Source organism: Metabacillus flavus, from assembly GCF_018283675.1.
GTDB classification, from domain to species: Bacteria; Bacillota; Bacilli; order Bacillales; family Bacillaceae; genus Metabacillus_B; species Metabacillus_B flavus.
In genome coordinates this window covers 1,440,802-1,455,781 of sequence record NZ_JAGVRK010000001.1, presented here as the reverse complement: position 1 = coordinate 1,455,781, position 14,980 = coordinate 1,440,802, and the positions used below count along the sequence as shown (strand labels likewise).

Sequence of the window (14,980 nt, the reverse complement as noted above, 5' to 3'; positions counted from 1 at the left end):
CGCTGGCAGCAGCGGGCTTTTGTGGCTTTTATATCGAGAGTTCCTGTGATAATGTATAAAGCTTTTCAGGAAGGGGGTCCTTTTGTCCGGCAATTTCCATCAAGTCACGGTCTGTTATCACTTCATTGACGATTCCAATAGCGCGGCCGGACTTTCCCTCCATAAGCAGTTCTACTGCTCTTGAGCCCAGGCGTGAAGCGAGGACACGATCTCTTCCAGTCGGCTTGCCCCCGCGCTGGATGTGGCCAAGTACACTGATTCTTGTTTCAAGATCAAATTTCGCTTTCAGATCATTGGCAAGATCAGCTGCGCTGCCGACTCCTTCCGCAAGAACGATGATGGAATGCTTTTTGCCCCTGCTGATTCCTTTACGCAGCCTGTCCATCATTTCTTCAAGCTCGTGAGGATGCTCAGGAATTAGGATGGTCTCCGCTCCTCCTGCAAGACCTGACCAGAGAGCGATGTCTCCTGCACGGCGTCCCATCACTTCTATAATAAAAGTACGGTCGTGGGAAGTAGCTGTATCCCTTATTTTATCGATTGCATCTACTACAGTATTTAACGCTGTATCGAATCCGATTGTATAATCAGTTCCTGCAATATCGTTGTCTATAGTACCCGGCAGTCCGATGCATGGAAAACCTTTTTGAGTAAGTTTGGCTGCCCCCTGGTATGATCCATCTCCGCCAATCACAACCAAGCCTTCAATACCAAGCGCCCGCAGCTGTTCAATTGCTTTATGCTGACCTTCATCTGTCTTAAATTCTTCGGAGCGGGCTGTATATAGCATGGTTCCTCCGCGATGAATAATATCACCGACTGATCCTACCTCTAGCTTTTTAATCTGTCCCTGCATTAAACCCTGGTAGCCTTGATATACACCATAAACCTCCAGACCGAGGTAAATCCCTTTTCTTACGACTGCCCGAATGGCAGCGTTCATCCCCGGAGAATCTCCTCCGCTTGTCAGTACAGCAATTTTTTTCATTTCTTTTCACCTCATATGTATCGTGCTTACTATGTCCTCTTCTACTATAATCCCCATCAGGCAATTTCTCAAAACAAAAACCTTCAGTCACAGGATATTATTTCATCCTTGTTTATCTCTGTAAAATTTCCTCTATTTTTGATACAATAGACTCATTACATTTGGTCTAAAAAACCAAAAAAGGAGCGAGACAATGAACTTCTGCACTTCCTGTACACCCGCGCCTCCATTTCCAGATAAAGGATTTTTGCTTCTGCATAACTTAGAGCGGAATTTTAAACCCAGCAAATTTACGGAGTATGCTGATGGAAGCCTATCAATCCCCTATTCAAATGTGAAAGAACTCGCAAGCCTCCTGCAGGACCTTCATGAACAGACAAATACCAGTCTTTTAAAAGGGGCTCTTTCAAAAGATCCTGAACAGCCGCTTGCCTATTCCCCCTTTAGCTATATTTATGAACGCGTGATATATAAAGACCTTGTCAGTATTATTAACAAAGGGGACTTTCTAAGTTTCTTTCAGCCAATTGTGAATCTGGAAAGCGGGAAGATTTTCGGCTACGAATCGCTGCTTAGAAGTTTTGACCCTCCGGTGTCGCCTTTTAAGCTTTTTGATACTGCGATTAAAACAGGGATGCAATCGATTCTCGACCGCAGGGCAAGGGAACTTGCCATTATCGCACGGTCTAATAAAATTCAGCGCGGTGTCAAGTCGTTCATTAACTTCATCCCGTCCTCCATTTACAACCCTGAGCATTGCCTGCAGCACACATTTAAAATGGTGAAGCAGTACGGAGTCAGTCCGGATGACTTAATATTTGAAGTAGTAGAAACCGAAAAAATCAGTGATATGGAACACTTGAAAAGCATTCTGGAAACGTATCGGGCTAATGGCATGAAGGTAGCGCTTGATGATATGGGCAGCGGTTATTCTACCTATGAGGTCCTTGAGAACCTGAAACCTGACTTCGTGAAAATCGACCGTGAATATATTACAGATTGCCATAAAAATTATGGAAAACAAACATTCCTTAAAAATGTACAGGCACTTGCTAACGATTTATCCATCACCGTTCTTGCAGAGGGGATCGAGACGGAAGATGAATACACCTTTTTGCAATCAATCGGAATTCCCCTCGGTCAGGGATATTTAATCGGAAAACCTGAAGAAACCCCTGCAGCACAGGAAAAATTGTTTGCTGGTGTGGTTCAGTAAATGAACTGACGGCCATTTAATTTTCTTTAAGCTGAAGGAAGCCTAAAAAACCACGCATGTCCTCCAGGGCATGCGTGGTTTGCTTTATTCAATAATTTGAAGTTCCTTTGGATAGGCTGTCAGAGCACGTGCCCCGTCTGCGGTAATTAGAACATCATCTTCAATCCTGACCCCGCCCACTTCTGGAACGTAAATACCAGGTTCGATCGTGAACGTCATGCCTGCCTTCAGCAAGCCGTCATTTGTAAAGGCCACTGACGGGAATTCGTGTACGTTGATTCCGAGGCCGTGACCCAAACGGTGAGGAAAAAACTCGCCATATCCTGCTTCTTCAATAATACTGCGCGCTATTTTATCTAAATCTCCAATTCTGGTACCTGGCTTCGCCGCTTCAAGTGCAGCGAGCTCGGCCTTCAATACTGTTTGGTAGATGTGCTGCTGCTTTTCATCCGGCTGGCCGAACATAACAGTTCTTGTAATATCCGAGCAATACCCGTCCACAACGACTCCTAAATCAAAAAGAACGAAATCTCCTTTTTTCAGTACAGCTGTACCTGGATTGCCATGAGGCTGTCCTGACTTCTTCCCGAAAAGCACCATCGTTGAGAAGGACATAGCCTGAGCGCCTTTTTTCTTTAATTCATATTCAATCTTTGCGAGAACGTCCATTTCAGTAACGCCCTCTTTAAGCGCCGCTGTTCCCGCTTCTACACCATAATCGGCTAAGGCTGCAGCTCTTTCCATTATAGCAATTTCTTCAGCATCCTTGATTACACGAAGCTCATTCAGTTTATCCTCAGCTGAAACAAGCTGCGATGAGCCCGTTATGCTCAGAAATTCCTGTACTCTTGAATAGGAAAGGAGTTCGCTTTCGATTGCTGCTTTGCTGATCTTTTGCATGCCTCTGGAAGCAAATGCTTCACGAATCTTCTCAAACGGCTGTTCATGATCTCCATATCCAATAATTTCGTTATGAAATCCTGCTTCTTTCGCCTGTCCTGTTTCCATCCCAGGGCAAATAAAAAACGGTTCCTTTTCCTGGAAAATAAAAAGTCCCATTACCCTCTCATGCGGGTCGGTGAGAAAATTAGTTAAATAATAGACATTTTCCGGTGAGTGGATAAATGCCGCATCCACAGCTTCTTCCCTCATCCATTCCTGTAATTGCTCTATTCTGCTATTCATTCAAGCCACGCCTTTCCGCGTATATATGTATGGGTCCGATGCTATCTTATCAGAACGGCAAATTTTATGTAAACCAATTCTGCCCTTTTCATGAAAATTTTCTATGTATTCTTTTCTTTGTTTCTGAAGCTCTGATTAACCTAATTCGGTTATACCTTTGGATCGCAATGAAAGGAAGATTAAAAGCGAATGAGTAGATGACGATGATCCAGCCGCCATACGGGCTGTTCCATAGAAAAAAGAGAAAGGATGGGAGAATCTGAAGCCAGTGCGCAAGCTCACCCCGTCTTGTCTCAAGGATAAACAGGTCTAAATTTTCTTCATTTCCGCTTCGCAATGATTTCTTCGAATAGCCTTTTTTAAACCATCCTCCGGCTTCAGGCAGCCGGTCTTTCCACCATTTGATGGCTAAACGTTCATAAAACCTTCCATCACGCTCCCATTTTCTTTTTTTGTAAAGAAAAGAAGACCGGCGAAAGTTTTTTGAAGAAATGCAGGACAAAATCCAGGCTGTCCCGAATTGTATGAACAGCAAAAGGATTGCATTAACGGCGATGAGCAAAAAGGGACTCATTTCCGATGGGCCCCCTCTGCGCTTTTTACAATACTTCTGCCCTTCCAGCTGGCATTTTTGCGGATGAAAGTCTGATAGATCGAAAATCCAAAAACAGCTAAAAAGTACAATAGGAGAAGCGGAAATAGCAGAACACTCCACTTGGAGAAACGGCCGAATTTTGACAGCACGCTTCCGAGCTGAATGGCTGCCGCTGCATACAGGAGAATAAAAGGAAGCCAGACGCCTGTAAAGATAAGCGGAATTTTCACCAAGAAAGAGATCAGTCCTGCAATCCATACAGACGATAAGATTAAGTAGACAAGCTTTGCCGTTTTTGCTCCGGATGCAAAACTTTTTGCCCAGCCGTACGTCATGCTTCTCATTCCGTTCGGATACATCCGCATTGATACAGCTTTTTTGCCGCTTGTGAAGAAGATGGTTTTGCCGGACTCGATTATCCGTTCTCCCATGGCCATATTTTCAACGATTTCGCTTTTTATTGATTCATGTCCGCCCCAGCCGAAATAATCCTCTCTTGTACATAGAAGCGCCTGCCCGAATGCTCCGGTTGCTTTTTTTCTTGCCCAGCCGGGAGCAAAGGCCCCAATGGCACCTACCGTCATCAAATGAAAAAGAGAGGAGCCGCTTTCGTAAAGCCTTTTCGTTTCATGGAACGGATGGATCGTCAGTACACCTTTTGATTCAATATGGCGATAGAAATCCGCCAGCCTTGTTAAGCCGTTTTTTTCAAAATAAGTATCAGCATCCAAGAACAGCAGCCATTTCCCAGTGCTTGCTTGAGCACCATTCCAGCATGCCCAGGATTTCCCGGACCATCCTTCTGGAAGTTCCGGAACATCAATCACTTTTGCTCCAAACGATTCAGCCGTATCTTTGGTTCCGTCATCAGATTGATCATTTGCCACAATAATTTCATATGGAGCGTCACTCTGAGAGGCTAAGGAAGCAAATAGCACTTGGAGATTCTTTTCCTCATTTCTTGCCGGAATAATAATTGAAAGCTTCTCGCGAACGTATACCCTGCTCTTCTCTGCAGGAATCGATTCTAAGGTCGGGATGCTCCAAAATAAAAAGATGCCGATTAATAGAGCGAATATAATAATTGCCACAAGAGACACCTCACTAAAATGGTTCCTTCATTATACCCTTTTTCTTTAATAAAGCGTACTTAAGGGCTTAATTCAGGTTTCCGCCTTGCTTTATTGTGGAAAATACTTCTTATAGCAATGAATGAAAAATTCACACGTTTGGATAAAATGATAGACGGATCTAATTACCATTGTAATCCATTTTTATCAAATTCATAAGGAGGCAGGAAAATTTGAGAAAAAAAGTGATTGTTATCGGAGGCGGACTTGGCGGAATGTCATCCGCAATCCGCCTTGCAGCAGATCAATATGATGTAACGGTTATTGAAAAAGGAGAAAGGCTTGGCGGGAAATTAAATGTCAGAGAAGGAAACGGATTTAAATTTGATACCGGCCCTTCTATTTTAACGATGCCATGGGTATTGGAACAGCTCTTCCGCAGTGCCAACCGGGATATTCACGACTACATAAAAATTAAACGGATTGAACCGCAGTGGAGGACTTTTTTTGAAGATGGAACAACAATCGACCTGACCAGCGACCTCCAGCTAATGATGGAACAGCTGAAGGAGCATAATCCTGAAGATCAGCATGAATTTTTCCAGTATATGTCCTACTGCACCAAAATGTATGAATACAGCTTAAAAAGCTTTTACAAACGAAGCCTCACAGGAATTAACGATTTGAGGAACATGCACTCAATGAAAGAGCTTTTGGCCATGGATCCGATCAAGTCAATGGACCAGGTAACGAAAAAGCATTTCAAGAGCAAGCATCTTCAGCAGCTGTTTAATTTTATGATCATGTATATCGGTTCATCTCCATATCAGGCTCCGGCCATTTTATCCCAGCTTGTCTATGTACAGCTTGGCATAGGTATTCACTACGTCGAAGGCGGAATGTACAAAATAGCCGAAGCAATGAGTAAAGTGATGCGTGAGCTTAACGTAGACGTCCGGCTCAACTGCAAGGTGAAAAGAGTCATTACAGAAGGCGATACAGCAACGGGCGTGGAACTTGAGGACGGAGACATTCTGCATGCAGATTTGATTGTTTCCAATCTAGAGGCGATCCCTGCATATAAGACAGTTATGGAAAACCACAGCGGCAGTCAAAAGGCCGCAGAGGAACTTGAAAAATATGTTCCGACTGTATCAGGCTTAGTCCTTCTCCTGGGGGTAAACAAAGAGTACAAACACTTGGCCCATCACAATTTCTTCTTTTCTGAGGATCCGAAGAAAGAATTTGACCAAATTTTCAATGAAGGCATTCCAGCCGATGATCCAACGGTTTATATCGGCATCTCTTCCAAATCAGATCCTACTCAAGCTCCGGAAGGAAAAGAAAATTTATTTGTTCTTACCCACGTTCCGCCATTGAAAGAAGGAGAAACATGGGAGGGAATGAAGGAGCAATACCGTGAAAAGGTTCTCGATAAACTAGAACGAATGGGTGTTGCAGACTTAAGGAATCACATTGAATGGGAATACCAGTTTACTCCGGACGATATCCAGGAATTATACGGTTCAAACGGAGGGTCCATCTACGGGGTCGCGACAGACCGGAAGAAAAACGGAGGATTTAAAGTTCCAAGCCGAAGCAAACTGCTTCATAATCTTTATTTCACAGGCGGCTCAACCCACCCAGGCGGTGGTGTTCCAATGGTTACTCTTTCCGGACAGCTTACAGCAGATCTGATCTTAGAGGATGATCTTGCAAAAGCAACACAAAAAGAGATTGGCTGAACCAGTCCATAACCTTCCCTTAAAGGCATAGAAAGATTTATACTAATAAAGAAGGGCTGGTCCTGATCGGGCCTGTCCTTCTTTTTTGGTTCTGTTGATGCTATAGCTGATACCGGTAAGTAAAAACAATATTTTTGGAGTTTTTTAAAAAAGGAGGCATTGCCCAAATTGCTGATCATCATCTACACCATTCTTCTCTTTATTTTTCTGCTCTTTACTGTAGCCAACTCCTTTTTTATGCCTAAGCTTAAAGATTCGAAGATAAATCATTACCCAGCAGTAAGCATTCTTGTTCCTCTCCGTAATGAAGAACGAAATGTACCAGATCTCATTTCAATGCTAAAAAAACTGACGTACCCTAACCTTTGTTTTTTGCTTTTGGATGATCAATCTGAAGACCGTACATATGAGCTTTTAAACAGACATACTGGCGTTGATGCAAGGTTTAAAATTCTGTCTGGCAGAAGTCTTCCCAAAGGCTGGGCTGGAAAAGTCCACGCGTGCTACACATTGAGCCGTCATGCTGAAACAGAACTCATCCTTTTTTTAGACGCAGATGTCCGTTTAGCACCAATGACGATTGAACGTGCTGTGCACACGCTGGAATCTTCTAAGGTTTCCCTTTTAACCGGCTTTCCTAAATTTCCTGTTCAGTATTTGCTTGAGAAATGGCTTGTTCCAATGCAGCATTTTCTTGTATATTTTCATCTGCCGCTCCTATTGGCTAACCGAACTGCATTTCCCGCTGCTACAGCCGCTCATGGAGCTTTCATGCTGTTTAAACGGACAGCTTATGAAGAAATAGGCGGTCATGAGAGTATTAAAAACTCGATAGTAGATGATGTGCATCTCACTCGAAAAATGAAAGAGAATAGAAAACGTGTCCTGCTGGCAAATGTCACTGATATGGTCACCTGCTATATGTACAGATCAAGCAGGGAAGCATGGGAAGGCTTCAAAAAGAATATCTTCCCGGGTTTTGGCCGTTCACTGCCAATTACCATCAGCCTTTGCTTATTTTATACTCTGTTTTATGTGTTCCCGGGACTTTTGGTTTTTTACGGAGCCGCTCAGCTGATCATCTCTTCATCTTTTTCGATCTACTGGTACTTACCCTATATCCTGATCGTTCTTCAAAAAATGTTTATCGACTGGCGTTCCAGTCAAAAGCTTTCCCTGTCCTTTTCTATGCCGCTTTCTGCTGCTGCTTTTATCTCCCTTATGCTTGTATCTATGTATACCTCCATTCGAAAAAAGGGATATGAATGGAAGGGACGGTCTTATTCTTAAGAAATTCGAAAACAGGGCTGTCCAGAGAGTTTCTTAGAATCCCACTTGCTATAGAACTTAGATTTGCTTAGGCTGATTTCCGCTGCAGGACTCCCTTTCCGCGGGGCGGGCGGTGAGCCTCCGCGGCGCAAGCGCCTGCGGGGTCTCACCTGTCCCGCTGCTCCCGCTGGAGTGTCGCCCTTCCGCTTCAATCAGCTGACTCAGACTGTAAACAGGGAAACGCTTAGAATGCGTCTCCCTGTTTAAGTTAATGTGACTTTGCAGACAGTCCCGTTTTTCTTAACAGTGAATTTTTTCTTATCATACTCGAGCATGTCCAATTATCACATCATCACAAGGGATATTTGTTTAGCTTTAAAATGATTGGATCTTTCATTCTTTAGCTTTAAAATGATTGGATCTTTCATTCTCTTGCATTGCTTGAATGCTTAGCCTCCCCATTCTTTGTATGATATTTCACCAAATATCACATAATAAAAACCCCGAATTCGAGGTCTACAACGGCTCTTAATAGTTTTTCTTGTTCTTGTTAATAAAAACAAAACAGCTACCAAATAAACTCAAGGAAACCGTAAAATATAACAAGATATCAGGGATAATTTTAGTTGGAACTACGTCAATTAAATGAAGAACAATTAGTAAGATCATACCTAAATATATGATATTGAACAAAATACTATTTGTTTTATATTGAATTCCTTTACCTCTTTCATCTTTTCCTTCTGCACTTGACTGGAATTTCAATAAATACATTTGACTAATGAATATTAGTACAACGAAAGAAATCATAAACCATAACATGGTTTTCACTCCTACCCGTAATCAAAAACATCGGTCAATGATTTTTCAAAAACGTTTGCGATTTTAAAGGCAAGAATTAGTGAGGGATTATATTTATTTTTCTCTAGAGTAGCAATTGTTTATCTGCTAACTCCAACGATTCCTGCAAGTTGTTATTGAGTCCACCCTTTTCCCGCTCGAAAAATCCCTAATTTATTGCGTAGCAATAGGACCACCTCTGCTACTTACTGTAATATATTTCTTACAAAACGTAAGATTTTTCTTACAAAATTGATAATAACACAACAATCTTTTATGAAACGGCCTTACTAAAAATCTGAGCTGCTTATCACACAATGCCCATTCTACTCAAATTTACGATAAAACCCCCTTTTTCAATTTTGTAAGTTTATTTCTTAAATAATGGAAAAGTTAATGGTAAACGCATTTCTCTTTCCCGCAGTTTTTCTGTATAATAACTTTGTTCGCATGCCTAAGGAGATGTGTATATGGCTGGTTTTATTAAGAGAAGAAGTGTAATCATTTTAACCTTGCTTGGGCTGGCCTGTCCGTTTATCGGTATGGCGCTCATTGATTTTTATTATTTCAGTTCCCTTATAGGGTGGATTGCAGGTTTCATCTGCTTTGTCTTCGCCTATATTATTGTTGTTAGAAGGCCTGAGACTGAAACAGGGGCATAAGCGCGTACTAAAAAGCCCCCTGATTCCACTCTCAGGGGGCTGCTGCATTATTCACTTTTAAGGAGTCTCAGTCCATTTAAAATGACAAGAATTGTACTTCCTTCATGGCCGATCACGCCGTAGGGCAGACTCAGAATCTGCAGGAAATTCGAGCAAATTAGAAGAGCAATTACAGCCATTGAAAAAATGATGTTTTGCTTTACGATCCGATTCATTTTTTTTGAGAGTGCAATAGCATCCGAAAGCTTTTGCAGGTCATTTTTCATCAATACGATATCAGCTGTTTCGAGAGCAGCTTCTGATCCTTCCCCCATAGCAACCCCAATATCCGCGAGTGCAAGTGCAGGTGCGTCATTAATTCCATCCCCTACCATAATGGTTACGCCGGCATTGGACTTAAGCTGTTTTATTTCATTAAGCTTATCTTCAGGCATGCACTGTGCACGATAGGAATCCAAACGAGCTTCTTCTGCAATTGATTTTGCTGTTTGTTCACTGTCACCCGTCAGCATTACAGTTCGTATCCCATTTCCTCTAAACGATTCAATTGCCTTTTTCGTTTCTGTACGAAGAGTGTCCTTTAACGCGAATAAAGCAGCAATTCCTTTCTCATCCTTTACAAAGACGACGGTCTTCCCCGTTTCTGCAAACTCCTTTGCCGCCCCATCAGCAAATATCTGCGCTTCCTTTTTCCCGACAAATTCCTCTTTTCCTATAAAATACTTCTTTCCATTCCATTCTGCTGTAATGCCCATTCCGGATTCTTCTGTAACCTCTGTCCATTTAAGCTGAACTCCTGCCATTCGCCGGGCAAATTTCACTATTGCTTTTGCAAGAGGATGGTTGGACTGATTTTCAATGGATAGTACGGCACTGTATAGTTCGGCTGCATTAAGCCCATCCCGCAGCTTCACATCCGCAACGGCAGGTTCGCCCTTTGTTAAAGTACCTGTTTTATCAAATGCAATGACATTAGCCCGGGATAGCCTCTCAAGGTGAACGCCGCCTTTGAACAAAAGTCCGTTTCTGGCTCCGTTCGAAATAGCTGATAGACTTGCCGGCATTATTGATGCAACCAGCGCACATGGGGAGGCAACAACCATTAGCACCATTGCCCGGTAAAACGATTCACCTAAGCTCCACCCAAATGCAAAATGAGGGACAATCATCATTAAAGTGACTGCTGCTAATACAGCTTTCACATACGTGCTTTCAAAGCGTTCAATAAAAAGCTGGGAAGGAGATTTTTCTGATTGCGCGGACTGAACCATTTGGATAATTTTCGAGAAAAGCGTATCCTCACTTTGTCTGCTTACCCTAAGCGTGACAGACCCGGTCAGATTTACTGTGCCTGCATAAAACTCATCTTTTTCTTTCTTTTCAACCGGTATTGATTCACCCGTTATCGCTGATTGGTCAACCGTTGTTGATCCGCTAACCAGTATTCCATCTGCCGGAACCCGCTCACCTGCTTTAATGAGAATCAGGTCTCCTTTCATAAGCTCGCTGACATGAACTTTCTGTTGACCATCCCCGGTAATCTTTACTGCTTCCTCCGGCTGAATTTCCATTAATGAAGAAATTTCCCTTTGGCTTTTGTTCATCGTATACGTTTCTAAAGCTCCGCTCAGTGAAAATATGAATATCAAGATGGCCCCTTCCATCCAATGGCCAATAATGGCTGAACCGATGGCGGCAAAGATCATCAGCAGTTCAACATTCAGTGTCCGTTCTGATAGCGTTTCTTCAATTCCTTCCTTCGCTTTGGCAAAACCGCCGATGAGGAAGGCCAAAATAAACAGCGGCACTGAAACTAACTCATCGCTTCGCTGAAATGCCCATCCAGCTGCTATAAATAAACCTGAGAGGATGGCAGCAATTAACTCAGCATGCTGCTGCCAAATTAAATTTCTATCCGCTTTTCCAAGACTCTTCTCCATACCAAACCACCTCTAATTGAGAATATTAATCATCATCGTTTATTCAAACATCCCAAGAAAACTTGATTAATAAATAATATATGTATGATTATAACAGAACGATAGAAAAAATTAAATAATAATTATTCTAATTTATAATTAATAATAATTATAATTTAAGCACAAAAAAAACCAGCAATTAAGCTGGTTTCTCACTTGGTATAAAAGTTAGCTCATATTTCATCTTATGTTCACCCGTGTCTTCTTGCTTTCCCAATGAAATGGCATTCATACAAAGCATATAGTCACCAGAAGACAGCTCGCATGTCAATTTCTCAGACATAACACTGCTGACTTCGATTCCTGTATCTTTCACATGAAATGGTATTTGAATGGTGCATTCCGGTTCCTGCCCCGAAGAACTGACCCGCACTTCAATAAGTGCTTTGCTGCTCGTTTCAGCTGCAAATGCTGCTGCATACTGATCTGCGACATACCCTTTTTCAAGAGCACTCTCTAGCCAGTCGAAGTGTGGACGTTTCATCCCATGCTGGTAAACCGTAAACTGATGATAAGATATAAGAATTTCATTTTGACCTATTACGTCCATTGTTTATTCAACGATGAAAAGAACTTTAGTTCCGTCTGGATATCCCTCAAGCTGATTTCCAACCCAAGAACCTGAACCGCGGTTATCAGAATAAGGTACATAGCGGATATCTGCTCCAGCTCCACCCTCTTCACACATAGCCATTGGCCATTCATCACGGTCATATCCTGATTTAGTAGGAATTCCCTTTAAGGATTCAGTACGGTTTTGGTCCGCGCCATCACGGTCAATGGTGCACACATCGGAGTGTCCTGCTGCAATCGCATCAATAATGTGGTCACCTGTCAATGGATATCTGTCCAAAGGAAAGTATAAAACCTCGTCATAAGCACTTGCAGCTTCTGCTTTGTTTTCTGTTAATGGAGCTTGTACAGCAGATCCGGATACAAGGGCAGCAGCGAGCGCAGCACCAGCTGCTAAAGTTTTTAGCCATTTCATGTATTTGTTACCTCCGATGTCATTTTTTACTACCCTTTTAATTTAATTGACGGATGATAACGCTCCATTACCCCAATCTAAAGGTGATGTAAATAAAAGTTTTCGATTATGTAAACCTATGCTTATTGAACCGAGACCTTTCTCACGAAAGAAAAACAAATTTAGCGGATTGATGAATTTATGTCAGCTTTTGTTTCATAGGATGCAGGCAAATTGAATGAACGAGCATAAACTAAGTATAATATAAAATATAGAATATTCAGTTTTTTATTCTTTCCTTATGCCAAGAGAATATTTATGTAGAGGAGGCGAGAGCTTATGGCTTTAGTTATTATTTGTAAAACGTGCAGCGGATCAGGGAAGCAAAAACGCATTTCTTTTTTTCCGCTAAATACAAAGTGCAGCAGCTGCAATGGAAAAGGCAAACAGACAGCTGCAACATTTAAAGATTAAAAAAACGGCTTCATTCTCATGAAAGCCGTTTTTTCGTTCCTGCTCTATTTTTTTGAATCCGCAAAAGTTTCCTGCTAATTCCAGCTTAAAGAGCGGGCCTGGCGCACAAGCCACGGCCCTGCGGAGAGCGAGCAACCTGGAGCCGTAATCAGCCTTTTTTGTCAAAACACCAACATTTACGAAACCAGCTTTGTTAAAAGAGTCACATATGCATCGTATCTAACCGGCTCTTTCCATTGCACTCTTTTTCGTCGGACAAAGCATAGCCTTTAACCAAAATTCCTTTACGTTTCAAAAAACGGATACTCATATTCCTTTCAAGTTTTGTCGCAGCGATAAGATAGATTTCCTGTGCATTGATATCATTAAATGTTTTTTGCAAATAAGAATAAGGGATATTCATGCTTTGGTCTAAAGTAATGGCATGGCGATTGTTGAAGTCCCTTACGTCAACGATTGGAAATCCATCCATCCTTTTTACAGACAAGCATGGAATGTTTCGTACGGGGATGTATCTTCTATACCATTCTCTTATTAAATAAATAATTAGGACAATGGCTGCTGAAGCTGCGAACACGATCAAGGAAATCCTCCTCATTTTTCATTCGTACGGCAATTATATACTCCACAAGAAGGATATTCAATTTGATTGCTTTAAGTGAACCGATTGCTTGAAATCAGGATCAGCGATAGCCCAATCTTTCTGCAAATGGTTACATAATGAAGAAGGAACAGGAGGATAATTCCCATGTTCATGCCAAGGATAATTCCCGTCATTTGAAACTCTCCCATTGAACCGAGAACGTACATCATTAGAAAAGACACAACATGGGACCATACGGAATGATAAAATGCATCCTTAACCAGACCCAGTCCAATTAAATAGGCCTGAAGCGGATGGATAAAGAAGTGAAAAAGAAAATATGGCCATAATAGCTGTAAATAAAGAGAAGCCTCCGGGGATTTAAAAAACAAATGTGTCAGGGGCTCAGCAAACCAGTACATGAGGTAAACGGCCGGGATACCGTATAGACAGGTAATCCACATGGATTGCTGCAGCAAGCTCCGCAGTCTCTCGCCATCCTGCTTAGCATAGGATTCTGAAACATTAGGCAGCAATGCAACCATTAGTGAATGGGATAAAAAAGCAGGAAAAAACCCAATGCTCATCGCAACGCCCGCAAGAAGGCCGTATTGTTCAGTCGCCATAACCGTGCCTATACCGGAAAGAACCAATGCTCCTTTGATCAAAAACGGCTGAATAGCATTTGTAATTGCGTTAAAAATGCGAAGTGCTGTAGTGGGAACGGATACCGCCATTAAACTTTTCCGGACTTCTTTTTCATTCATTTCGTGATACCGGTCATGCTTCATCATCCTGTACTGAATAAGGTATTGAGTAAACAAATAAAAGAAAACGACTGCTTCACTGCCGATTAAAACAGCCAAAGCTGTAAATAAAGCGGCACTCTCGTTAAATTGCATTCCATGGAAGAGGAAATAGAGCACTAAAAGCTGAACCGCTTTCCTCAAAAAATTGGAGATAGCGATTTTATCCATCTGCTGAACTCCCATAAAATAGCCTCTGGCAATTGATGAAAACGAAACAATCGGCACCAGCAAAAACATCATATACCGCACGAGCGGATGGTATTCTGAGAAAATCGGAAGAAACGGAAGAATCACTAAAACAATGATCAGAATCATTCCCGTAAGCTTATAAACAAACCTGAGGGCATGCCTGAGCATACTGTAATGGTATTCCTTTTTCTGCTCTGCTACAAATTTTGATATAGAAACGGGAAGCTCCAAACTCGATATAACCACCACAAAAAAGATAACCGGCAATATCTGCATATACATGCCCATCCCGTGTTCTCCAAGTTCTTTAGCCAAAATCATATTCAAAAAAAACTCCAGGCACTCACCAAAAAAAGCCGCCAGTGCCAGTAAAAAAGCACCTTTTGCAAATGAACTCATCCACCGCACT

At 42.0% G+C, this 14,980-nt stretch carries 15 protein-coding genes and 1 pseudogene; 5 read left to right on the top strand and 11 right to left on the bottom strand.

What is annotated here, in order from left to right:
- Positions 1-28: 28 nt before the first annotated feature.
- Positions 29-988, bottom strand: a complete 960-nt coding sequence (pfkA, locus tag J9317_RS07520; protein ID WP_211557547.1) for a 6-phosphofructokinase — start codon at positions 986-988, stop codon at positions 29-31.
- Between the two features lie 193 nt (positions 989-1,181).
- On the opposite strand from pfkA, the gene J9317_RS07515 reads away from it, so the two are divergent.
- Positions 1,182-2,204, top strand: a complete 1,023-nt coding sequence (locus J9317_RS07515) for an EAL domain-containing protein (protein ID WP_211557541.1) — start codon at positions 1,182-1,184, stop codon at positions 2,202-2,204.
- An 84-nt stretch (positions 2,205-2,288) separates the two neighbouring features.
- Here J9317_RS07515 and J9317_RS07510 read toward each other — a convergent pair whose 3' ends face one another.
- The 3 genes from J9317_RS07510 to J9317_RS07500 form a co-directional block, all read right to left on the bottom strand.
- Positions 2,289-3,389, bottom strand: a complete 1,101-nt coding sequence (locus tag J9317_RS07510) for a M24 family metallopeptidase (RefSeq protein ID WP_211557539.1) — start codon at positions 3,387-3,389, stop codon at positions 2,289-2,291.
- Positions 3,390-3,477: 88 nt separating this feature from the next.
- A complete protein-coding gene (locus J9317_RS07505) occupies positions 3,478-3,963 on the bottom strand; it encodes a glycosyl-4,4'-diaponeurosporenoate acyltransferase CrtO family protein (protein ID WP_211557537.1) in 486 nt (161 codons plus the stop codon).
- A complete protein-coding gene (locus J9317_RS07500) occupies positions 3,960-5,075 on the bottom strand; it encodes a glycosyltransferase family 2 protein (RefSeq protein WP_211557535.1) in 1,116 nt (371 codons plus the stop codon). The genes J9317_RS07505 and J9317_RS07500 overlap by 4 nt, the downstream gene beginning before the upstream one ends.
- Before the next feature lie 212 nt (positions 5,076-5,287).
- Between J9317_RS07500 and J9317_RS07495 the strand changes: the two genes are divergently transcribed.
- Positions 5,288-6,799 (top strand): phytoene desaturase family protein, encoded by a 1,512-nt coding sequence (locus J9317_RS07495; protein ID WP_211557533.1) that lies wholly within the window; start codon positions 5,288-5,290, stop codon positions 6,797-6,799.
- Positions 6,800-6,967: 168 nt separating this feature from the next.
- Positions 6,968-8,089, top strand: a complete 1,122-nt coding sequence (locus J9317_RS07490) for a glycosyltransferase family 2 protein (RefSeq protein ID WP_249292047.1) — start codon at positions 6,968-6,970, stop codon at positions 8,087-8,089.
- A gap of 507 nt (positions 8,090-8,596) precedes the next feature.
- Here J9317_RS07490 and J9317_RS20575 read toward each other — a convergent pair.
- Together J9317_RS20575 and J9317_RS07485 are read right to left on the bottom strand one after the other, a co-directional pair.
- The gene (locus tag J9317_RS20575; protein ID WP_249292045.1) at positions 8,597-8,890 is read right to left on the bottom strand and encodes a hypothetical protein; all 294 of its coding nucleotides are present in this window, start codon (positions 8,888-8,890) and stop codon (positions 8,597-8,599) included.
- 11 nt (positions 8,891-8,901) lie between these two features.
- A pseudogene (locus J9317_RS07485) lies at positions 8,902-9,105 on the bottom strand (helix-turn-helix transcriptional regulator).
- Positions 9,106-9,378: 273 nt separating this feature from the next.
- Between J9317_RS07485 and J9317_RS07480 the strand changes: the two are divergent.
- Positions 9,379-9,570 (top strand): hypothetical protein, encoded by a 192-nt coding sequence (locus tag J9317_RS07480; RefSeq protein WP_211557531.1) that lies wholly within the window; start codon positions 9,379-9,381, stop codon positions 9,568-9,570.
- 47 nt (positions 9,571-9,617) lie between these two features.
- On the opposite strand, the gene J9317_RS07475 is transcribed toward J9317_RS07480, so the two are convergent.
- The 3 genes from J9317_RS07475 to J9317_RS07465 all read right to left on the bottom strand — a co-directional run bounded on the left by J9317_RS07475 (position 9,618) and on the right by J9317_RS07465 (position 12,537).
- Positions 9,618-11,510 carry a heavy metal translocating P-type ATPase gene (locus tag J9317_RS07475; RefSeq protein ID WP_211557529.1) on the bottom strand — a complete coding sequence of 631 codons (1,893 nt, stop codon included), beginning with the start codon at positions 11,508-11,510 and terminating at the stop codon, positions 9,618-9,620.
- A 178-nt stretch (positions 11,511-11,688) separates the two neighbouring features.
- Positions 11,689-12,099 (bottom strand): competence protein ComJ, encoded by a 411-nt coding sequence (gene comJ / locus J9317_RS07470; protein WP_211557527.1) that lies wholly within the window; start codon positions 12,097-12,099, stop codon positions 11,689-11,691.
- 3 nt (positions 12,100-12,102) lie between these two features.
- A complete protein-coding gene (locus J9317_RS07465; RefSeq protein ID WP_211557525.1) occupies positions 12,103-12,537 on the bottom strand; it encodes a NucA/NucB deoxyribonuclease domain-containing protein in 435 nt (144 codons plus the stop codon).
- A gap of 318 nt (positions 12,538-12,855) precedes the next feature.
- Between J9317_RS07465 and J9317_RS20790 the strand changes: the two genes are divergently transcribed.
- Positions 12,856-12,990 (top strand): hypothetical protein, encoded by a 135-nt coding sequence (locus J9317_RS20790; protein ID WP_284143260.1) that lies wholly within the window; start codon positions 12,856-12,858, stop codon positions 12,988-12,990.
- Positions 12,991-13,192: 202 nt separating this feature from the next.
- On the opposite strand, the gene J9317_RS07460 is transcribed toward J9317_RS20790, so the two are convergent.
- On the bottom strand, positions 13,193-13,573 hold the full coding sequence (locus J9317_RS07460; protein WP_211557523.1) for a sulfurtransferase: 381 nt from the start codon (positions 13,571-13,573) through the stop codon (positions 13,193-13,195).
- 71 nt (positions 13,574-13,644) lie between these two features.
- Complete coding sequence (locus J9317_RS07455) at positions 13,645-14,970, bottom strand: polysaccharide biosynthesis protein (protein WP_211557521.1); 1,326 nt, start codon at positions 14,968-14,970, stop codon at positions 13,645-13,647.
- Positions 14,971-14,980 lie beyond the last annotated feature (10 nt).